The sequence below is a fragment of the Paenibacillus sp. 01T442 genome, assembly GCF_056398345.1.
Window position 1 is genome coordinate 43,596 of the sequence record NZ_JBFTPF010000007.1, and the last position, 21,144, is coordinate 64,739.

16 protein-coding genes and 1 pseudogene are annotated in these 21,144 nt (G+C 48.5%); 2 read left to right on the plus strand and 15 right to left on the minus strand.

What is annotated here, in order from left to right; all coding sequences use genetic code 11:
• Positions 1-22: 22 nt before the first annotated feature.
• The 10 genes from AC1DLM_RS08740 to AC1DLM_RS08785 form a co-directional block, all read right to left on the minus strand.
• A complete protein-coding gene (locus AC1DLM_RS08740; RefSeq protein ID WP_441989787.1) occupies positions 23-1,105 on the minus strand; it encodes an enolase C-terminal domain-like protein in 1,083 nt (360 codons plus the stop codon).
• 33 nt (positions 1,106-1,138) lie between these two features.
• Positions 1,139-1,801, minus strand: coding sequence for a hypothetical protein (locus AC1DLM_RS08745; protein ID WP_441989788.1), 663 nt, complete (start codon positions 1,799-1,801; stop codon positions 1,139-1,141).
• Positions 1,798-2,673, minus strand: coding sequence for an amidohydrolase family protein (locus AC1DLM_RS08750; RefSeq protein ID WP_441989789.1), 876 nt, complete (start codon positions 2,671-2,673; stop codon positions 1,798-1,800). The genes AC1DLM_RS08745 and AC1DLM_RS08750 overlap by 4 nt, the downstream gene beginning before the upstream one ends.
• Before the next feature lie 17 nt (positions 2,674-2,690).
• Positions 2,691-3,812, minus strand: coding sequence for a glycoside hydrolase family 88 protein (locus AC1DLM_RS08755; RefSeq protein ID WP_441989790.1), 1,122 nt, complete (start codon positions 3,810-3,812; stop codon positions 2,691-2,693).
• A complete protein-coding gene (locus AC1DLM_RS08760; RefSeq protein ID WP_477569752.1) occupies positions 3,809-5,920 on the minus strand; it encodes a right-handed parallel beta-helix repeat-containing protein in 2,112 nt (703 codons plus the stop codon). Before AC1DLM_RS08760 ends, AC1DLM_RS08755 begins: the two co-directional genes overlap by 4 nt.
• A 34-nt stretch (positions 5,921-5,954) precedes the next feature.
• Positions 5,955-6,839, minus strand: a complete 885-nt coding sequence (locus AC1DLM_RS08765; protein WP_477569753.1) for a carbohydrate ABC transporter permease — start codon at positions 6,837-6,839, stop codon at positions 5,955-5,957.
• A 30-nt stretch (positions 6,840-6,869) separates the two neighbouring features.
• The gene (locus AC1DLM_RS08770) at positions 6,870-7,838 is read right to left on the minus strand and encodes an ABC transporter permease (RefSeq protein ID WP_477569825.1); all 969 of its coding nucleotides are present in this window, start codon (positions 7,836-7,838) and stop codon (positions 6,870-6,872) included.
• Between the two features lie 95 nt (positions 7,839-7,933).
• A complete protein-coding gene (locus AC1DLM_RS08775; RefSeq protein ID WP_477569754.1) occupies positions 7,934-9,517 on the minus strand; it encodes a type 2 periplasmic-binding domain-containing protein in 1,584 nt (527 codons plus the stop codon).
• 239 nt (positions 9,518-9,756) lie between these two features.
• On the minus strand, positions 9,757-11,982 hold the full coding sequence (locus AC1DLM_RS08780; RefSeq protein ID WP_477569755.1) for a helix-turn-helix domain-containing protein: 2,226 nt from the start codon (positions 11,980-11,982) through the stop codon (positions 9,757-9,759).
• Between the two features lie 86 nt (positions 11,983-12,068).
• Positions 12,069-12,245, minus strand: a complete 177-nt coding sequence (locus tag AC1DLM_RS08785) for a hypothetical protein (protein ID WP_441989796.1) — start codon at positions 12,243-12,245, stop codon at positions 12,069-12,071.
• Positions 12,246-12,342: 97 nt separating this feature from the next.
• Here AC1DLM_RS08785 and AC1DLM_RS08790 point away from each other — a divergent pair, with 97 nt between their 5' ends.
• Complete coding sequence (locus tag AC1DLM_RS08790; RefSeq protein ID WP_441989797.1) at positions 12,343-13,221, plus strand: helix-turn-helix domain-containing protein; 879 nt, start codon at positions 12,343-12,345, stop codon at positions 13,219-13,221.
• A 69-nt stretch (positions 13,222-13,290) separates the two neighbouring features.
• Here the strand turns inward: AC1DLM_RS08790 and AC1DLM_RS08795 are convergent, their stop codons facing one another.
• The 4 genes from AC1DLM_RS08795 to AC1DLM_RS08810 all read right to left on the minus strand — a co-directional run bounded on the left by AC1DLM_RS08795 (position 13,291) and on the right by AC1DLM_RS08810 (position 19,145).
• A complete protein-coding gene (locus AC1DLM_RS08795; RefSeq protein WP_441989798.1) occupies positions 13,291-14,373 on the minus strand; it encodes a Gfo/Idh/MocA family protein in 1,083 nt (360 codons plus the stop codon).
• Between the two features lie 440 nt (positions 14,374-14,813).
• The gene (locus AC1DLM_RS08800; protein ID WP_236286038.1) at positions 14,814-15,530 is read right to left on the minus strand and encodes a response regulator transcription factor; all 717 of its coding nucleotides are present in this window, start codon (positions 15,528-15,530) and stop codon (positions 14,814-14,816) included.
• A 120-nt stretch (positions 15,531-15,650) separates the two neighbouring features.
• On the minus strand, positions 15,651-17,447 hold the full coding sequence (gene pnpS / locus AC1DLM_RS08805) for a two-component system histidine kinase PnpS (protein ID WP_441989799.1): 1,797 nt from the start codon (positions 17,445-17,447) through the stop codon (positions 15,651-15,653).
• A 147-nt stretch (positions 17,448-17,594) separates the two neighbouring features.
• Positions 17,595-19,145: a fumarate hydratase gene (locus AC1DLM_RS08810; protein WP_477569756.1), complete on the minus strand. Its 1,551-nt coding sequence runs from the start codon at positions 19,143-19,145 to the stop codon at positions 17,595-17,597.
• Positions 19,146-19,261: 116 nt separating this feature from the next.
• On the opposite strand from AC1DLM_RS08810, the gene AC1DLM_RS08815 reads away from it, so the two are divergent.
• On the plus strand, positions 19,262-20,404 hold the full coding sequence (locus AC1DLM_RS08815) for a polysaccharide deacetylase family protein (RefSeq protein ID WP_477569757.1): 1,143 nt from the start codon (positions 19,262-19,264) through the stop codon (positions 20,402-20,404).
• A gap of 333 nt (positions 20,405-20,737) precedes the next feature.
• Here the strand turns inward: AC1DLM_RS08815 and AC1DLM_RS08820 are convergent.
• Positions 20,738-21,121, minus strand: a pseudogene (locus AC1DLM_RS08820) (3-keto-alpha-glucoside-1,2-lyase-like domain-containing protein); the annotation flags it as partial.
• Positions 21,122-21,144 lie beyond the last annotated feature (23 nt).

The window sequence follows — 21,144 nt, forward strand, 5'->3', positions numbered from 1 at the left end:
CTTATTTTCCCCAAGGTCGCGGTCAGCACTGAACATTGGCTTTTCGCTCTATTTCTTCCCAATCGAATGTGTAGCCGATGCCAGGTCCTTGCGGGGCCGAAATGTAACCGTCCCTATCCACATCTGGATAACCAAAACCTATTGAATCCCCTGTTCCCCAAACGAGCACCTCGAAGAACGAATTGTTCGGAATGCCGCAGGCCAACTGCACGTTCGCTTGATCGCCGCCATGAATTTCGGCTTGCATGCCGAAGCTGTCGGCCAGATGTGCGATACGCAGCGAACCCGTGATGCCTCCCTTCAGCAGCGTACCCGTGCGGATCATATCGCAAGCACCCTGCACAATAAAATCCGCAGCGTTATAATGGCAGCCATCGGACGTTTCTGCCGCAAGTATAGGAATCGTTAGCTCGTCACACAGCTTCTTGTAGTTCCATATGCTGAACTCGCGCATCGGTTCTTCGTACCAGTGGTAATCCGCTTCCTCCAACGCCTTGCCGAGGTAAATCGCCTCTTGCAGGTTGAAGCCGGCAGATCCGTCGTACATGAGGATGATCTCCTCACCGACGTGATTGCGCAAATCCTGACAAAGCTTTGCATCTTTACGTGCATCGCCCCAAGCGTGAAGCTTGATCGCTCGATAACCGCGTTCGATACAGGCATCCGCGACTTGAAGGAATTGTTCCGTTGTATCATAAGTGACGGTGGAGGCATACGCCTGCACACGGTCGCTGTTTCCGCCAATGAGCTGGTACAGCGGCATGCCGGCTTTTTTCGCTGTGATGTCCCAGAGCGCCATGTCGACCAGCCCCATGTACATGATCTGAAATTCCTCCAATCGATCCATTTCCCAAAGTTCGTGCCAGAGCTTCTCTTTGAGCAGCGGGTCTTTGCCGATCAGCATCCCCTTCAATCTTCGCTGCACGTAATCGACCGTCATTCCGGCACGCTGCGTCACGGCAATGCCTTCGATGCCCTCGTCGGTAATGATGCGCAGAATCCCCTGCTCTCGAACGGCCCCTGACCCCGGCAGTCCTTTACGCCAGTTAAACGGGGTTGTTACGGGCGTTTGGATACCGTATGCTCTGACGTCAATAATTTTCATTTGTATGATTCACTCCTTGTGATGTTCAAGTAATTAGAAACTGAGCAGTTCTTCCAGGCTCCGCCATAACTTTTCTCCTTCTTCCTCCGTGTCGGTCCAAGGGTCAAAATGCGGGTGCATAACGCCATGCCAATCCTCAGGGGAATTATTCGTTTGCAGCAAACCTGTAGGAGCCTCGCTGACAATCGCGGGAAGCTCATGATATGAGAAAAGTAAATTTTCGTAAGCGCCAATGATATAACGATCATTAAAGCTTCCCGGCTCCTCTTCCTGCTTCTGAAAGTGGTAAAAAACATAGCTGCTGTACATCTCTGGCTTCAACCTGGCCAGCTTGCCAATCCTTTGCTGCGGAGAGTGAACACCTCGCCAGCTCGCTGTATCGTCAGGCCGATTGTCGTGGAAAACGTCCATCAGCGGCACTAGATTGCGTGCTCTGGCATAACCCGACCAGTCCGGCCATGTTTCCAACCACGCTGTGTATGCCTCGGGCCATTGAAATTCCCAGTCTTCGGATGACGCTTCCGTATATAGAAAAAGCTGATGCTCCCAACTAAACAGGGAAAATGCGATGAAGTTCCGTTTCCGCATCCGGACCACAAACGCCGGGGCATCGGATTGCAAGAACTTCCGAAATGATTCGAGCGTCCCCTGTTTCAATTGCGACATATATAAAGAACGTTTCAACGATATGTTCATTTGAAATCACCTCCAAGACCAGACAAACCGACAGCCTGAAGCTGGTAAAAGGACACAGCGTTATCACCGCAAATTCTCGCCAAAGCGGATTCGTCCAGAAGTCCACGTAGCACCTCGTGAAACAACCGCATGACCTCGTCGTATCCGCCGGCTTGCAAGCAAACCGGCCAATCGCTGCCGAACAGGAGACGCTGCGGCCCGAACGCCGCCACGAGCTGTTCAATGTATGGACGCCACAGGCGGACATCGTATCCGCGCGATTGCGTAATCATGCCCGACAGCTTGCAGACGACGCCAGCATACTCGGCCAGCTCTAGCATCAGGCTGTTCCACGCCTCGCAATCCTTCGGCGATTGATCCAGCACAGGAGGAACTCCCAAGTGGTTCACCGCCGCTTTTAGGTGCGGCACCTCGCGAAGCAGCTTGATGACGGAAGGCATCTCGCCCAGACGCAGGAGCAGGTCGACAGGGAAGCCGTCGTCGGCCATGTGCCGCAAATTGCGGCTCAGTTGGCTGAGCGGCTCCCCCTCCTGTATGGCTGCGAAAGTGCTGCCGTTCACGCGGATGCCGACAAATCGCGGGTTGCGTCGCAATCGTTCATACTGTTTGACGAAATCGCCTGAAGCGACGTCCAACCAGCCGACGACACCGGCGATCCATCCGAAATGATCCCCCAGCGCCAGCAAGTATTCGGTCTCCGCAACTGTTGCGGCCGCTTGTACGGCCACAACGGCAGTTACGCCGTTTCGAGCAAGCTCCGGCTGCACATGCTGCGGTAAATAATCACGGTACAGGACAGGGTTTTCTGGCTTCAACCAACCATAATCGCCCCGTTCCGGGCGCCATAAATGAACATGCGTATCGATTATCATTGGTGCTCCAGCACCCGTCACCAGAACAATTCCGTCCGTTCGCGCAGCTTCAGTAGCGCTTCGGTGAAAAAATAATCGCCGTAAATGATCGGCACGTTCACATAAGTCTGACGCGGTCGATTGGCCGTACCCATGACGATTAACGCCTCCTCGTCATCACAGTCCCATGCGCCGTACCTCTCGTACAGCGTTTGAACAATCTTAGCACCGGCCGACGCATACAGCTTTGCCTCGGCTGCGGGCACAAGCCGGCTCAGCTCCAGAAGTCCGCTTGCCGCACAGGCTGATGCCGTTGAATCTTTGGCCATGTTTTCCTCGAGAGGAGCACGGAAATCCCAGTTCGGGACACAGTCTTCGGCAAGATTGGCAAGAAAATAATGTGCTATCTTCTTAGCCGCCTGCAAATACTGCAGGTCACCCGTATACTTGCAGCTAAGTGTGAAGCCGTAAATTGCCCAAGCTGTACCTCGGGACCAGGCGGAATCCGCGGCATATCCCTGCCCTCCTCTTGCCTCGTGCCGCTCACCCGTTTCTGGATCGAAGCAGACGATATGATAGACGGAGCCGTCCTCGCGGACAAACTCCTTGAGCGCCATATTCGCGTGCTCCACCGCTACGTGGCGAAACCGTGGATCCTGCGTCGTCTCGCTCGCCCAATAAAGCAGCGGCAGGTTCATCATGCAGTCGATGATCGCCCACCCCTGCTGGTCACCCCCGTTCCAAGCACGCAGAAAGTGTCCCCGAGCATTGTAACGTCCCATCAAATGGCTGGCTGCTGTCAAGGCACGCCGTTTCGACAAAGTATTGCCGGTCAGTTTGTAGTTGGCGACCGCCGATAAACTCCACATGAAACCGACGTCGTGATGCAGCTGCTCGTAACCTTGCAGCGGTTCATCGAGCTTCGCCTCACACGATTCGGCCAAAGCTTGTAAACGCGCTTCCCCGGTTTCTCGGTACAGAAGCCACAGCAGTCCCGGCCAAAAACCGTTCGTCCACCAGTCGCATGGTTCCGCATTGTATCTCCCATCGATCGATACATATGGAAAGCTGTCGCCTATGCGTACGCTCGTACGTCCGACCTTGGCGGCCACCCGCTGCCAAGCCTCTTCCATCCATACTTTCGACGTTTGTTCCGTCATAGACGCTCCCCCTTCCTGCGATATTCATCTCTGTACAACCCAATTCGCTCGAACGGTATTGCCTCAAATCCGGGTACCTCGCGGAAAACCGGTGAATCGTCCTGTAAAGAAAAGTTGCCGCTCTTTTCATCGGCAAAAAGCAAATCCGTATCCGTTACCCAATTGTGTTCAATCGTACCGAACTCCCTTGCCGTAGGGACGATCGCCATCGTATCTTCATGAAGCGATTGTTGACCATAGGAGGTCGTTCCGGTTCGACTAAGCACATTTCGTGAAATGTTGTTATACTTCGGAGAACCCGGGGCGTCCTGCCAGATTGTAAGCAAACTCGGATACTTGGTGCGCCACGACTCTTCGTTATAAGGCATCGCCTGCAGCCGCCGCTGCATAACCTGCCCTTCCTCCATATGATAGGCAGCCCAACAGTCGGGCATGGCCCTATCATCCAACTGCAGCGATCTTTGGCAGTTGAGGATCAGGTTATTCACCATCTCATTGTTCCGACCGCCGCCGATCATCACAGCCAAATCAATATCATGCAAAATATTTCCGTAGATCGTCGTACCTGAAGCCATGTCGTCAAGATAAATGCCGATATGCAGCTCCGACGCGTCGTTATAAATCTTATGGATGTAATTGTAGCGGATCACATTGCCTTGTTCCGTCCAATCGCGGCCCATGTAGATGGCACCAGCATCACCCGTTTCCATTAAGACGTTGTAAATATCGTTATACTCCACTACATGATCGTTTCCGTAAATTAGTATGCCGACATGAGGCGCATCGTGGACGTAATTATTAGCCGCAATATTGCCGACTCCATTCAGCTGTACGGCCGCGCTGTAGGTCAGTTTCAACCGGCTATAGTTGGAAATGTCGTTGTTCCGGGCGTAGTTTCCGCCAGGTGTCAACGTTTGTCGGTCACCGCCGCCCAGGCTTATTCCGCCGATTCCGGTATCACATATGTTGCAGCTGACGATGCCATGATGCGTCCCTGCATTCGTCCCAGTTGTTGTGTTTTCACCTACAATAACGGCAAAGCCGGCCAATCGCCGCATTGTGCACCCAGCAATCACATTATGCGAGCCACCCACGATGTGAATTCCGCTGCCACGACTAACCTCGAACGTTAGCTTAGTGAAGCTGACATGGGATACGCCATCCAGATGTACCATCGGATCTTTCAATAAGGAAAGCTGAACGCTGCCCTCAGTAATAGGAGATGGCGGATACAGATAGAGAATGCCAGTATTCCGATCCAAATACCATTCACCCGGTGCGTCGAGCTCTTCCAACACGTTGTAGTAAAAGTACCGCTGACCGGAGCGAATCGAATAAAAGCTTGCCGTTTTCGTCAGAATGCGCTTATTGGCTATGTCGATCGACTGGATGCGTAAATTACCGTCGGCCCAATCCCAGTACCAATAGCCATACATCCACACATCACCGGTGTTGAGCCAAGTTCCCGGCCGCGGATCAGCATACTCGAACTTTGCGCCTTTGACGTTTTCCTCCGCCATCTTAGCTTCATCCAATTCAAATTCGCGCGGGTTGCCGCCCGGGTCGATGACCCCGGCAATTTTGACGTAGTTGTCATTCGGGTAACGCGCAAGCATCATCGTTTTCCCGGCAAAAAAAAGCTCCGGCGTTGCCTCCGTGACGTCTTTCGATATACGGAAGCCGCCTGGCGCGATTTTCCCGTAATCGGTAATTCCTAACGCTTTCAAATCAATTTGCAAAACATGGTCGCGTGCCCGCTCCTGGAGACGGTCGCAAATCGCCGATTCTGTCACCGGGCCGAACTTGTTTGCCGGGAGGTCAACTCCACCGACGAAACGTACCTCCTCACCGGGAAACGACGTATACACAATCGGCCGATCAACTGTGCCCGAATCCTGTGCCTCCAGACGGAACGTCTCGGTGAGCCGGTAAGCGCCTTCGCGCATATAGACGATAACCCCGTCAGCTGGCAATCCCGACTCGTTGATCATCTGACGGATCGCATTTCTCGCCCCTTCCAGCGTGGATAGCGGCTCTTCCTGTGTTCCCGGATTACTGTCACTCCCATCAAGTGCGACGTAAAACGTTCGGTTGCTGTCTTTATGCATAGCTCACATCTCCTGTCCTCAGCTCTTGACCAGATCACCCTTTCAAGGAACCGACCATGATGCCCTTGACGAAATATTTTTGTAGAAAAGGGTAGACGATAACGATCGGTACCGTGGMAATCATCAATACGGCAGCCTTAATGGTCTCCGGAGTTGGCCGGGAGTCCCCAGTCGCCTGCAGCATGATGGTTTGCATCGCCTGTTCCTGGTTTTCGATGATCAATTTGCGCAGATACAGCTGCAGCACCATTTTATAATGGTCGCTTATATAGATTAGGGCATCGAACCATGCGTTCCAGTGAGCAACTGCCGTCCACAACGCCACCGTTGCGAGTATCGGCTTCGACAATGGCATAATAATCGTAAGCAGAATGCGAACATCGTTCGCACCATCCATTCGCGCTGATTCCTCTAATTCCGCCGGAATGCTCATGAAAAAGTTGCGCATAATGAACATCGTGAACGTGCTGAATAACGTAGGAATGATCAGGACCCATCTGGAATCCATCAATCCGAGTGCTTTGATCAGCAAATAAGAAGGTATGAGTCCGCCGCTGAAAAACATCGTGAACACGATGAACGTCGTATAGAAAGCCCGGTGCGGAAGGTATTTTTTCKATAAAGGATAAGCCCCAAGAGCCATCGCAAAGATGGATAAAGCCGTTCCGAGCACCGTTCGGAATACGGAGTTGCCCATGGCAATAAAGATGTCTCCCGATGCAAAAGTACGTTTGTAGGCATCAAGCGACCATCCGCGCGGGTACAAATGAATACCTGGGCGCAGCGATTCCTCATACGAACTAAGCGAGAGTGCCAATACGTGAATAAACGGATACATCATAGCCGCGCACATCAGGGAGATGAACGCGATGAGAACGAGCTGAAACAGCCTCTCGCCTACAGTCATTTTGCTTAACATTACATAACCTCCCTCCCTACCGGGGAATTGCTAGATTAACCCTTCCTGACCGGATTTCTTTATGACATAATTCGTTATTAAAATTAGCATGAAAGCGATAACATTTTTAAATAAACCTACCGTTGTAGCGAAGCTGTATTGCATAGAAGTCAAACCTGCCCGATAGACAAACGTGTCAATAATATCCGAAACCTCGGTAACCGCAGGATTGTACAAATTGAAAATTTGATCGAAGCCGCCATCCAGCAAATGACCGATCCTCAAAATAAACAGAAGCGAAATGACAGGAAGCAGCGACGGCAGCGTAATGTACCAAATTTGCTTCCAACGGCTAGCTCCATCCATCACGGCAGCTTCATACAAATGCGGATCTACGGAAGCGAGCGCGGCCAAGTATATAATCGTTCCCCACCCTACCTCCTTCCAAATGCCGGAAATAATCAGTGTGAAACGGAACCATTCTTTGTCGCCGAGAAAATAGATGGGGTCGAAGCCGATCCACTGAATAATCACATTGACCGCTCCCGTAGACGGAGAAAGAATAACATTCAACAAGCCTGCCATGACGACCCATGAAAAAAAATGCGGGAGATACGAAATCGTTTGCGCAACCCTCTTGAATACTTGGAGCCTCAGTTCGTTAAATAACAACGCCAAAATGATCGGAGCCGGAAAACCGAAGACAATGTGATAAAAACTAATAATGAGCGTATTTTTAACCGCCGGGACAAATCCGCTGTACGGATCCCATAGCAGCTCGAAATTTTTAAATCCGACCCATGGACTATCGAAAATGCCGAGTACCGGCTTAAAGTCTTTGAATGCGAGGACGATGCCGTACATCGGGACATAGCAGAAAATGACGTACCAAATGAGAACCGGAAGCAGCATGAGGAACAAATACGAACATTTCTTGTATTGATTCCAAACCGGATGCCGGTTTCGGTTAGCTTTGCCCTTGGTTAAAGGTGTGTCCGGATTTGTTGCAGTAGTTGACACCAACGTGGTCACATCCTTTACATCATAGTAATAAGAGAAGGCTGCCGAAGGATGGCCTATATAACGATTCGGCAACCGCATAACCTAATTCGTTACTACTTCTTCATTGCCTTGTAGGCAATATTAGCGGCTTCAGTCGTATCGTCGCCGCCTTCTTTTTTCCATTGCATGACGAAATCATCGAAGCCTTTATCCAAATCGACCTGTCCGAGGATGAATTTGAGGAAAAATTCACTCTGCATTTTACCAAGGTTCGGATGCTCCGTCTTTGTCTTCGTATCAGGTGGATATTGATTAACTGTAATTTTGTGCCCCTTCGTCCATTTCTCCCGCAAATCCAATTCTGCTTGGCTGTACGAATACTTATCCATCAATGGAGATTTGGTTTTGAAGAACGAATAGAAAAAACCGCCGCCTATGGATGCGCCAAGTTTGGCAGCATCGTTGTAATCGGGATTGATCATCGCAGGGACGCCATTTTTCATATCCCAATCCACACCTTTTTCACCGTAGGAAGCATACAAATAAACTTCGTCATCCGTACTGAGCGCTTCCAATATTTGCAGGATCTTGATTCGTTTCTTCTCGTCCTTCTCCACCTGAATCCCCATGGAGAAAGGCTGCTGCTTGACCCCCTGTGCCAAACCAACTCCCGGTCCATTAGGGCCGGATAGAATCGGTCCGACAACTACGTCGGAATCCGGATTTTTGATTTTAAAATCCGCGCTGTAGGCTCCGATACCCGGTAAGTAGTGATACCATAAGCCTCCGTCGAGATAGCCGTAACGACCGTTAACCCAGTTTTGTCTCCGTTTAGGTTCGTCTTCCGTCACAAATTCCGGATCGATCACCCCGTCCTTATACCACTTGCTGAGCAACTTAAAGGCTTGCCTCGACTCTTCCGTGATCATGCCGAACTGCAAATTTCCGTTCTTGTCAGGATTCCATTGATAGGGATTGACTCCGAATGCACCGAAGACGGAATTAAAGAAATAGAAGCCGTTCTGGTCCTTCCCTCTCGCGCTCAATCCATACGTATCCTTCTTCCCGTTACCATCTGGATCATTATTGCGGAACTTATACATAACATCCTCAAATTCCTTAATCGTTTTTGGCGGTTCATTGTAGCCAATAGCTTTCAGCCATTTGCCGTTATAGGCCGGCAGGAATGGCGTAGCACCGGGAGGAAAGGTTTGCGGAATACCATAATTCTTACCTTCGACATTGCCGACCGTCCAAATCGTGGGTTCAAGCTCCAATACGGATTTCGTATACTTCGGCATGTATTTCTGGATCTCTTCGATCTTAATTTCGGCCAGCACACCCTGTTTTTGCAAGGTTTGTACAGTTAAGCCTCCTTCATAAATAAAGAAATCAGGAATCTCCCCCGCAGCTATTTTCACATTAAATTGACTGGCCCAATTGGAACGGTCAAACTTCATGTTCTTGAATTTCACGTTAAACTTTTTCTCCAAATATTGCTGTACTTTTGAATTGTTGTCATTCGGAGGATACAGGCCCGCCCATGAGATTTCCATCGGACTTTCCTTCGTTACGGGCGTAGATGCTGTAGGCTCTCCCTTCGGAGTGGTTTCCGCCGGGCTCGATGTACAGCCGGCAAAGACGCTGACAGTCAAAATAAGTGATAATCTCGCAGACCATTTTCTTAATCTAGTCATTTTGTTCAACCCCTTTTCCCAAAAGTATAATCACACTCGCATCGTATCTAAAAAAAACCCTTGCAACAATTGCAATATTATTGAATTGTGGTTACATTCTTTGAAACCGCTTTATAATTTCTCGAATGAACGACTCACAAAGATAATGCACCMCGGTTTCAGCCTTTCTGACGAAAAAAACAAGTGCACTGCGGAACGAAAGTCCATTCCTAGGCACACTTGTTTCTAATGATATATCCTTATGCTTTAGTTGCCAGTAATACGGCAGCGTCACCTCGTGAATTGCGATATTGCGTCGGAGTTACACCATACATTTCCTTGAATTTACGGCAAAAATACTGGATGTTACGATACCCGACCGCAGTTGAAATATCTGTAACTGACCTCGTTCCTCCGATAAGCAGCTCCGCTGCTCTCTCGATCCGGGCATTTGTCAAATATTCAGAGAAGGACACCGACAATATGTCACCGAATAACGACGAAACGTAGGAAGGTGACAACGAAGCTTGCCGTGATAACGTATCTAGGGAAATGTCCTCGTCCAGATGCTCATCAATAAATGCCTTCAGCCGGTGAATGACCGCTGCATGCGGATTAATCGTACGCGAACGCAAGTACTCGGCAATGCGGAGATTGATGCTTTGCAGCCAATCAAGCGTTTCGTCTATCGTGGTTTTACGGAAATTATCAAGCAGGTCTGAGCTGGAAATGGCGACTTCGTGCAAATTCAGATCGATGATCACATGCGACAACCGGGAAATGAGCTGCATCAGCTCGAATTCCACCACTTCCACCTGAAGCGGCACCCGATTGATAGCGCCCGCGAATTCAGCCATGAACCGCTCAAGCGCCTCAGTATCCGCAGCTCGCAGCGCATTCTGATACTGATCATAAGGAATTTTGTCCTGCAAGCTTTGGCGCTCGGCAATTTCCTCATACGTAATGATGTGGCTGCCACCAAACAAAAATGTATATTTCAACGCATGCAAAGCTTGTTTATAGGATTGGTGGATGCCCTCTTCCGCACTGACAACGTGACCGATCCCTACACTAAATGTTAGCTCGTCGTTAATCACCGATTTGAAGTCGGCAAAATGCGCCTGCACTTGGGCAATGCTGCTCAATTCCTCGTTCCGTACATAGAGCAGGAAAGCCAAATCATTGGCATTCAAGATGTCATAGTCACATGAAAATGCCTTCGGCCACCATTCATAACAGCGCTTGAACTCCTCACTGTAGCCATGTTCCATCCGAACTACAGCTACCATGCAGATTGCATCCGAAGGAAGCAGCCGGACTCCTGTTGTTTTGTACGGATTTCCGTTGAGAAGGTCGTAGAGCCTCCTCGTTTTCATTTGATAAACCAGGTTTCGATCCAGCGTATGCAGCACGCTATCGATCATCGTATACTCGTTATTCGTTTGAAATAGCATTTGCCCATGTTGTTTGCGGATGTAAGCAACAATCTTCTTCACCGGCAAATAGAACCTTTGCGAGATAATCAAAGAAATGAGTATACCCAAAACAAGAAGTGCAATGCAGCCCTGTATGATATCTCGCTTGAATGAATTTGCCGACAGCAGAAAGGCATTCATCGGCTTCTTGACTATGTACGTCCACCCAACGGTTGAATACGATTGCGGCGAATATGAAACGACTTCCCGATAATCCTTGCCCTCCTTGACTTCGAAACCAGATGTCGTTTCTTGTGAATAATTTAATGTCGCCTGCAGGGCCGCTTCATCGTTCGGAAGCCTGCCAAGCAGCAGTTGCCGGTCTGGTCTGAGGACTGTCAGTGTCTCCAACTGTGGAGCCAGTATATTCTGCAAAGTATTATCCAGATAAGCCAGATCGACGTCCACGTACATATACCCTTTAATCTGGTCCCCGACCGACCGCTGCGGAAGTGTAGAGACATAGGTCAGCACGCGGTGCTGCTTTGCCTCTAGCTCGTTGTCCACGCCAGACATCCGGAAAAACCATTGATGTACCGGGATATTCTGAATGCCTTCGATAAACGGAAKATCCGGGGAACGGACAGGTGACTCGTAGAAATAGTTGGTATCAATAATAATGTCGTCCTTGAGAAAATAAAATGTGATATTCTTCGTGCCCGGATTGGCTAAAGAAGCCAGCTTTAGATGCTGGTTAAATGTAGGGATGATATAGCTGTTATCCCGATAAGGATAATCGATCAAATAGGCAATTTCCTTCAACATCTCTGGCATGACCGTAGCCATCGTTTTATAGGTGTCAACAAATTTGGGCAGGAATTCTTTCTCCGTAAAATCTCGAATGCTTTCCAAGCTCCTGTTGCTGCTTTGCGACATTTCTTTGACCATCATTTGGTTAGCTCTCGTATAGAGGATACCCCCAAATAATCCGATAATCACAACGGCTAATAAAATGTAAGACACTAGAAGTCGGACGAGATAGCTGTTCTTAAATTTGGCCATAGCCCCCATCGGCATCCCCTCCAATTGTATGCGCTTCCAATTCACTTTTTAAAACAGTACCGTTTCCTTATTTTAAGGTATTGCGGGCAATATGGCTATTGTATTTTCTTTGAATTGTGGTGAATATCGTTGAATGGCAGATACCTTTTCACACATAAATTCACAATTTGGAAAAACGCCTTCCCATACGTATCACGTTGATCAAGCGGTTTATCTTGGTTGTTCAACGTTTTCACCAAATCGGAGATTATCGGTTCATAGATATTAAACAACTGGATTTCAACACTCCTCCTGAACTAAAATAAGAGAGTAGTGTACAACCACCTACAAACCGAAATATACTTGTGAATTTTATGAAAGGGGTCTTCCTTGCTGCAACCATTTCTGGATTCTCCGCCAATTGTCCCTTACATCAGAGAATGTGACTATGCCGTTCGCAAACCATGGAACTATCCAGAGCGCAGACTACTTGACTATTTACTAGTCTACATCCAAGAAGGTACTTGCTGCTTCCGGGTTGATCATCAGAAATATATGTTTTACACTGGTCAATTCTGCCTCGTTCAACCGGGCAGCCTGCTTTCCTTAGAAGGACTAACGAACACCGTCACGCCTTTTCTCCACTTTGATATCGCCTATAATCCTGAACGAGAAGACAGCTTTCCCACCCGCCCTGGTCAAATTGATCTTTCTGCCTACAGCCATCTGATGCAGCCAACCCTTCAAGATCTGTTCAAGATTCGAGTTCCCGTACACGTTCAGCCACAGAACCCTATTCTACTCAAAGAAAAACTGCTGCAAACCATAGAACTTGTCCATATGCCTAATCCGCTTACCCAATTAAGAGCTCAGCAAGTCATGCTAGAAATCATCCTAACTCTATTGGAACCCTATCAACGCGAGGCTCCTTCACCAACGCCATCCCTAAACTGGATCACCTCTTACTTCTCTCATCATTTGAGTGATCCCCTTTCTGTTCAGGATATGGCAGATCGCGCCAATTTATCTGTTTCTAGGTTCAGTTTCCTCTTCAAGCAACGTTACGGCACTTCGCCTCACCAATACTTATTGCAGATGCGTATTCACCATGCCAAGGAATTACTTACTAATACAGAGCTCAGTCTTGAATCCATCTCCGATTATTGTGGCTTTGCTGATTTGCATCATTTTTCTAAAATATTCAAACAACGCACCGGCACGACGCCTGGCGAACATCGAAAATCAACAAAAAATCCCTCCAACCGATAACCGCTATCGGAAGAAGGGATTTTTCATGTCATTAACTATTTCCCAGGCATGGGGGGATTAGGAATGAGACTAGTCGAAATATACAGCTTTACCTGTTTTCGCAGACTCATAAATAGCTTCCAAAATCTCAGATACCACACAAGCTTGCTCTGGTGTAACAACGGGATCGGTGTCATTCTCTATCGCCTGAATCCATAATCTCATTTCTAGATCTGAGGCAACTTCTGCCTTTCCATCATAAAAAGCGACTCCGCCCGCTTGCAATTCCACTTCTGTCGTGAACAAACGACTGTGCTTCTCACCGTTAATACGAAGGCCGCCTTTCATATCAGCGCCGCCTTCTGTCCCAGAAAGTGTACATTTCGCTTCATCGACTTCAAGCGTATTCAACGCCCAGCTCGATTCAAGAATAATCGTTGCACCATTTTTCATCGTAATCATGCCAAATGCGGAATCCTCCACCGTAAACTTAGCTGGATCCCAAGGGCCCCAAGCATTCGCCGCGTTCTCACGCCCAGATAGCTTGTGATAGGAAGTCCCCAATACAACCGCAGGCTCGTAGTTGTTCATCATCCACAACGTCAAATCTAAGGCATGCGTTCCGATATCGATCAACGGGCCTCCGCCTTGTTTCTCTTCATCCAGGAATACGCCCCATGTAGGTACTGCGCGGCGACGAATCGCATGTGCCTTCGCGAAATAAATCTCGCCAAGCTCGCCTTCGGAACAAATTTTATATAAATGTTGGCTATCGCCACGGAAGCGATTGTTGTAGCCGACTGTTAGCTTTTTGCCAGTACGTTTAGCTGCTTCCACCATGCGTCTTGCGTCAGAAGCTGTTTTCGCCATAGGCTTCTCTGACATAACGTGCTTGCCTGCTTCCAAAGCAGCAATCGTAATTTCCGCGTGGGAATCATTCGGCGTACACACATGTACGATATCGATGGAGCTATCTTTCAACACCTCACGATAATCTTCATACACGCGAGCTTCTCCCTTACCATACTTCGCAGCTGCTTCCTGCGCTTTCTCCGAAATGATATCGCAGAATGCTACCATTTCTACATTGTCCAATTTGCTTAGACTAGGCATGTGTTTGCCATTGGCAATCCCTCCACACCCAATAATCGCGATCCGATACGTCGTTGACATGATGTTCCTCCTCTATAATGATCCTGCAAGTTCTGATAATGACAGTACTATTATGTATACACTAATTATACCCAATACCCCCGTTAATAAAATTCCCGATTTTGCGAATATTGTATGCAATTGTGTTATCTCATTACATAAAACACGATATCCCAGCCCACACACAGCACTTAACTGGAAAAATTACAGCTATTACGAAGAGAAATCCTCGAAAAAGCGATTTAGATGGAAAACATGTAGGTAATTATCGACATTTTGTTCATATCAGCATCATCAGCCAAAATTAACTGTATGAAATCCATTTATTCCTCATTCCAGACGAAATCGCCATGAATTAACCGTAGAAAATCCATTTATTCGCTATATGTAGCGCGAGTATCCCATCAAGCCCTCTGTACAGAAAAAAAGCACGGCCACTGACTAATCAGCATCCATGCTACTTACTTTTTAATCATCGTGGCTACAAGCTTGTACCCCACGCCGCGTATCGAATCAATCTGAACCGATTGCTGATTCATTTCCAGCTTCTTGCGCAGAGAGCTCACATGCACATCAACCGTACGCTGGCCCCCGATATAGTCGAAGCCCCACACGATATTCATGAGATCATCTCGCGTAACAACGACACCTGGCCGCTGAACCAGATACAACAGAACCTCGAACTCCTTCGGACGTAACGGAATCGACTCGCCACCCAGCACAACTTCATATTTCTCTGGATAAATACGAAGCTCACCCGCCTGAATGACTTTCTCATTCGACTTGGCGATATCCGCAGCCGCTTCATCCGATTGTGTACGCCGCAAGACAGCAGCCACACGCGCAAGCAGCTCGGCCACCCCAAATGGCTTCGTGATATAATCATCAGCCCCATGCTTCAAGCCTTGCACGACTTCATCTTCTGCGTTGCGAGCCGTTAGGATAATGACAGGCGTTCGATTTCCTTTCTGCCTAAGCTTAGCTAATACCTCAAAGCCACTAAGTCCTGGCAGCATAATATCCAAAATAATCAAATCATACGACTGCTGAAGCGCCTCCTGCAGGCCATCTCCACCATGATCAATCACCTTCGTATCATAGGCTTCCTGCGAAAGATTATAAGATAACAACCGAGCCAATGTCGGTTCATCTTCAATTACTAGTATCTTTTGTGCCATGGGATCCCCCGCATTTACAGTTTATTAACATTGCACAACCCCAGTGTATCACACAAATGTAAAGGCATTGTAAAGCCTTCGTCATCGCGGTGTAAATCCGCAACTTATTATTGACCTATTTTAATGAATCACAGGCAATTCAATAATAAATTTGGTGCCTACACCTACTTCACTTTCAACACGAATCGTTCCTTTGTGCATTTCCACTAGATGCTTAACGATAGATAACCCCAACCCTGTACCGCCTGAGCTTCGGGATCTTGCTTTATCCACCCGATAAAATCGTTCAAAAATTCGCGGTAAATCCTTCTTCGGTATCCCCATCCCCGTATCCGAAACAATAATGCGCAGTCGCTCATAATCCCCGTCAGCATTGGTTTCCAGTGGTTCTACACGAAGCTTAACTTTCCCGCCATCTTGCGTATAGGCAATGCCATTGGACAGCAAATTGATAATGATTTGTCGCAACCGATCCTCATCCGCTTCAATATACATATCATCCTCAACCGTCATGCTGAGCTCGATATGCTTCTTCTCGGCTTCTTTTCGTAATACGCTAAGCGATCTATCTACAAATTCAGGTAAATAAACAGGAGAGAAATTCATCGGAATCCGCTTCGATTCAATCTTCGAAAGCTCCAGAATATCCCCAATCAATCGGTTCAACCGTTCACTCTCATCAAAAATGATTTGCAGAAACGATACCGCCGTTTCCTTATCGTTCAACGCACCTGCCAGCAGCGTCTCTGCAAAGCCTTTAACTGCCGCAATCGGCGTTTTCAGCTCATGGGAGACATTCGCCACGAATTCACTGCGCATTCGCTCTAGTCTGCGAACTGCCGTGATATCGTGGAGCACGATTAGCACGCCTGACCATTCTTCATCCTCATGTGCGATAGGACTCAAATGAATATCCAAGATACGCTCAGCTGGGTAATAGAACATCATCTCGTCCGAAATCGGTTCCTGAAGCTCAATGCACTCTTGAATCATCTTGGTAAAATCATATTGCTGCTTCGCTTCATTGTATTTCTTCCCTAAAAGCTCTTGAGAAGAGAAGCCCAGAATAGCTTCTGCCGAAGGATTGAGCAGCATAATCCGCTCTTCGCGGTCAATCATCATGATCCCGCTCATCATATTTTCCATGACGCCTTGCAATCTGCGTTCATTTTCTTGGATGCGCGCCATTTGCCCTTGCAGGCTTTCGGACATTCGATTAATCGCTTGCCCTAGCTGCCCCACCTCATCATTCCGATAAGAAGGAACACGGGATTCATAATTCAAATTCGTGATTTGCTGCGCGACTTTCGTCATTCGCTCGATCGGGCGTGTAATCCCTTTGGCAATGCGATAGCTGACAATACCCGCAATGACGAAGAGGATCGCTAGTCCTGAAATAAGGAAATACCAGAGACTGCGGATGGATTTATCTACTTGGGCTAAGCTCAATGAAATGCGTAAATACCCCATTGTCACTTTGGCTTCATTTTTTACCGGAATAGCCGCATACARCATGTTCTCCTTTAGCGTGTCACTATACCGTGTCATATATCCAATTCCATCCTTCGCGGCTGCCGCGATTTCCGGTCTTGTTAAATGATTGTCCATCTGCTCTGGCTGTTGGTCAGAGTCACCGAGAACTTTGCCGTCAGCACGTACATACGTCAATCGCTCCGTTGTTGCGTCTTTGAGCCGATGGGCCTGCGCCGTATAATACTTAATCAACTCAGCGTCCGTTCCCTGATAATCCCATACACCACTAGAAGCAATCACATGAAGCTCTCGCTCCATATTTTCTTTTAATGAATTCACATGCGAACTCTCGAGAACCTTTGCCATGAAAATACCAGCAATTAACATCGAGCATCCGATTAATAAGATTAAAATCAGGGTTAACTTTGCACGAAATTTCGTCATGGATGCATGAACCTCCAACAGGGTTGTGTGCCGATATCGTCTATAACATATAGAAAAAGGGCTACTCTAAATAGTAACCCTAATTTCTACAGCTAATCCAGTATTTTTTTTGTAAAGGTCAAAGTAACACTAATCACAAGGAATTACTTATTTGAAAACGGGCTCTTTGAGAGCTGCCAGTTTTTCTAACGAGTTCTTCTCTACATCTGCATGTAGACTGTTGCCGTGTGAATCCATCGTCACGATCGCAGCGAAGCCTTCTGTTTCCAAGTGCCACATCGCTTCTGGAATACCGAATTCCATATAATCAACACCTTCAACCTTTTTGAAGCATTGTGCGTAGTACTGTGCAGCACCACCGATGGCATTCAAGTATACACCGCCGTGATCTTTCAACGCCGCTAGCGTTTTCGGCCCCATGCCGCCTTTACCAATCACCGCGCGAATACCGAACTTTTTAATAATATCGCCTTGGTAAGGCTCCTCACGAATACTCGTTGTCGGTCCAGCCGCCTTCACATGCCACTCACCCGCATCATCCTTGGCCATAACCGGACCGCAGTGATAAATAGCAGCGCCATTCAGATCGATTGGTGCATCGTGATCCATCAAATATTTGTGCAGGGCATCGCGTCCAGTGTGCATCGTCCCATTTATAACAACGACGTCACCAACTTTCAAGCTGCGAATTTGCTCTTCCGAAATTGGCGTCGTCAACACGATTTCGCGACGCTCTTCTTGTGGTGTATTTTTAGCTTCCTCAAGACTTGCTTCGAAAGCCTCCTTGAAAGACACTTCTTCGCCTCTTGGGTAGGACCAGCCGTTAATTTCACCTGTTTCCGCATTCAAAATAACGCCTTGGCGACGGAAAGCCCAGCAGTTATAAGCTACGGACACGAAGAAACTAGCTGGTAAACGATTCATGACGCCAACTTTACAACCAAGCAAAGTCACTTGACCTCCAAAACCCATCGTACCAATACCTAGCGTGTTCGCATGTTCCATAACGTATTCTTCAACTTTACGAAGGTCCGGATGCGGGTTCACATCGTCTACACGACGGAACAATTGATGCTTCGCCAGCTCATAACCGCTTGTCCGGTCGCCGCCGATACCAACACCGATAAAGCCTGCGCTGCAACCTTGACCTTGTGCTTGATACACCGCGTGCATAACACATTTGCGAATCCCGTCGAGGTCACGACCTGCTTTGCCTACACCTTCTAGATCAGCTKGGAGGCTATATTGAATATTTTTGTTCTCGCAGCCGCCGCCTTTGAGAATGAGCTTCACTTCCACATCATCGCGTTCCCATTGCTCAAAATGAATAACGGGTGTTCCTGGTCCGAGGTTATCCCCGCTATTAGCACCCGTAAGCGAATCTACGGAATTCGTCCGAAGTTTGGAAGCTTTCGTTGCGTTCGCAACAGCTTCAAGAATATGTTTCTTCATCACAATTTGGTTTGCCCCAACTGGACAGTGTATAATAAACGTTGGCATTCCTGTATCCTGGCAAATCGGGGATACATTCGTTTCCGCCATATGAATGTTATCGGCAATTCGGGATAACGACAACGCAGAACGCGTACCATTGTCCTCTTTAATTTGTGCAGCCTGTACCGCACGACGAACATCACCAGGAAGATTCGTGGATGTTTCTACAATTAAATCATACACACTTTGATAAAAATGTTGCATAACGCTTTCTAGCTCCTCTCAATTACCCGCATAATCGTAAAGAATATAAACCATTATACCATACCTCATAGGATCAGTTCGACGTTCTTGTGAGCAAAACAAGGAGATTCGCTGACATGTATAAAAGGATTGCGATTTCGATTCTCGTTAGTCTACTCGGGCTTACGCTTTTGCTAACCCCCTTGCAGGCTGAACGGTCCGAGACCATTTACTACCAAGATCAGGTTGCCGTTCTGATGTATCATCACATCCATGATACCGACACGAGCTCAAGCACAATCACAAGTGCGCTATTTCAAAACCAGTTAACGATGCTACTCAGCAAAGGCTATCATTTTATTTCTTTAGATGAGTTTAAAATGTACTTGGCAGGTGCGACCGTTCCATCGAACGCGGTACTGGTTACATTTGATGATGGGTATCGAAGCTTCTTTACAGGGGCTTACCCGATTCTCAAAAGCTTACGCATACCCGCTGTCAACTTCGTCATCACAACGGATTTGGCGAACCCCTTGGCCTCCTATATTCCGTCGATGTCCAAGGAGCAGATCAGTGAAATGACGCATACGACGAATTTCATCGACATCGGTTGCCACACGGACAACCTTCACCACAAGCTCCCGAGTGGCGAAGCCGCGCTTGTAGGCAGGCTCGATGACGAGAACGCGGATGCTTATCAGCAGCGCGTGTTCACGGATGCGCAAGCCTGCATCGGCAAGCTTGCACCGCTCACGGATCACAAGCCGCTCGACGCGATGGCGTACCCGTACGGCATCACGTCGCCTGCGGCGACGGAGCAAGTGAAGAAGGCGGGCATCCGCTACGCCTTCACGATCTCGCCCGAGATGGCGACGCGCAGCGCCGATCATATGTTGATCCCGCGGATCAACGCGGGCAGCCCGAACATCACGCCGGAGCTGCTGCTGCGCTCGATCCAGCGCCGGGTTACGGCGCAGCCGGGCAGCGCGCCGCTGCGCCTGGACGCGGCCGCTGCCGCCGCGCAGCTCGGCGGCAGCGCAACCGCAGAAGGCGGAGAGCTTCGCCTCCGCCTCGGGCAACAGGCATTCACCCTGGGGGTGAATGCCAAGACCTCGACGCGCGGCGACGGCGCGCGCGTCCGACTGCGGGAGCCCGTGCTGCGCGAGCACGGGCAGGTCACGATCGCGCTTGACGATCTGCAAGCGCTGATCGGGCAGCCGCTCGTCTACACCCCGGCCACCGGTAAGGTGGCTGTGCGGGTGGCGCCGAGCGTGAAATAGAAACAGGAGCGTCAACACGTTTTCTCGTGTTGACGCTCCTGTTTTGTTTTATCCGCTTCTTTCTCCAGAACCTCCAGAACCATTAGTCCGAAATAATCGAATTAATCTTACTATCCCTATCAATAATTATTATTTAGTCCTACATTGCCGAACTAAATCGCCCGAAACAGCCCACACGCTATGAAAATGGGTATTTAAGTCGGCAGAATCGGACTATTTATCATTTTCAGAAACGAGTCCTTGTTTTAATTCGGAGATATCGGACTAACGAAAGGCTGACGACTACCTGTATAGGTATTTTGTTAACTGAGCCAGTGGCTTGTTCCCCTATCTCTACTGCACAACCACATCATCAAACTTCGCATTGGCCCGATGCGCATTCAACCCAATTTCCCCAGCAGTTAAGCTCGTATCCGTCGCAGACAGCTCTAAATTTCCATTCACCCAGTACTCCAAATTTCCGCCATTGACGACTGCCTTCATCGTATACCAGTTGCCCGTAGTAAAAGCATAGTTTTTAGAAGCTAACGCCGCGAACACGCCGCCGACCTTCTTCTGAATCTTCAGCTGTCCGGTCAGCTTATAATACTGGAAGCTGTAATAGTTATTCGCGTCCGAATACCGTGCATCCAACCCGACGCCTGCATAACCGCCACTGTCAAAGCTATCTACTTTGACCTTGGCGCTAAGCGTATAATTCGTCCAAGCTGTGTTCCCCTTGAGCGCATGCGTATCCGAGG

Bases quoted from the DNA above. Each gene is read 5' to 3' on its own strand.
- AC1DLM_RS08755 (WP_441989790.1), bottom strand. From the start codon at position 3,812: ATGACGGAACAAACGTCGAAAGTATGGATGGAAGAGGCTTGGCAGCGG.
- AC1DLM_RS08795 (WP_441989798.1), bottom strand. From the start codon at position 14,373: ATGTCAACGACGTATCGGATCGCGATTATTGGGTGTGGAGGGATTGCC.
- AC1DLM_RS08750 (WP_441989789.1), bottom strand. From the start codon at position 2,673: ATGATAATCGATACGCATGTTCATTTATGGCGCCCGGAACGGGGCGAT.
- AC1DLM_RS08760 (WP_477569752.1), bottom strand. From the start codon at position 5,920: ATGCATAAAGACAGCAACCGAACGTTTTACGTCGCACTTGATGGGAGT.
- AC1DLM_RS08815 (WP_477569757.1), top strand. From the start codon at position 19,262: ATGTATAAAAGGATTGCGATTTCGATTCTCGTTAGTCTACTCGGGCTT.
- AC1DLM_RS08745 (WP_441989788.1), bottom strand. From the start codon at position 1,801: ATGAACATATCGTTGAAACGTTCTTTATATATGTCGCAATTGAAACAG.
- AC1DLM_RS08740 (WP_441989787.1), bottom strand. From the start codon at position 1,105: ATGAAAATTATTGACGTCAGAGCATACGGTATCCAAACGCCCGTAACA.
- AC1DLM_RS08775 (WP_477569754.1), bottom strand. From the start codon at position 9,517: ATGACTAGATTAAGAAAATGGTCTGCGAGATTATCACTTATTTTGACT.
- AC1DLM_RS08800 (WP_236286038.1), bottom strand. From the start codon at position 15,530: ATGGCACAAAAGATACTAGTAATTGAAGATGAACCGACATTGGCTCGG.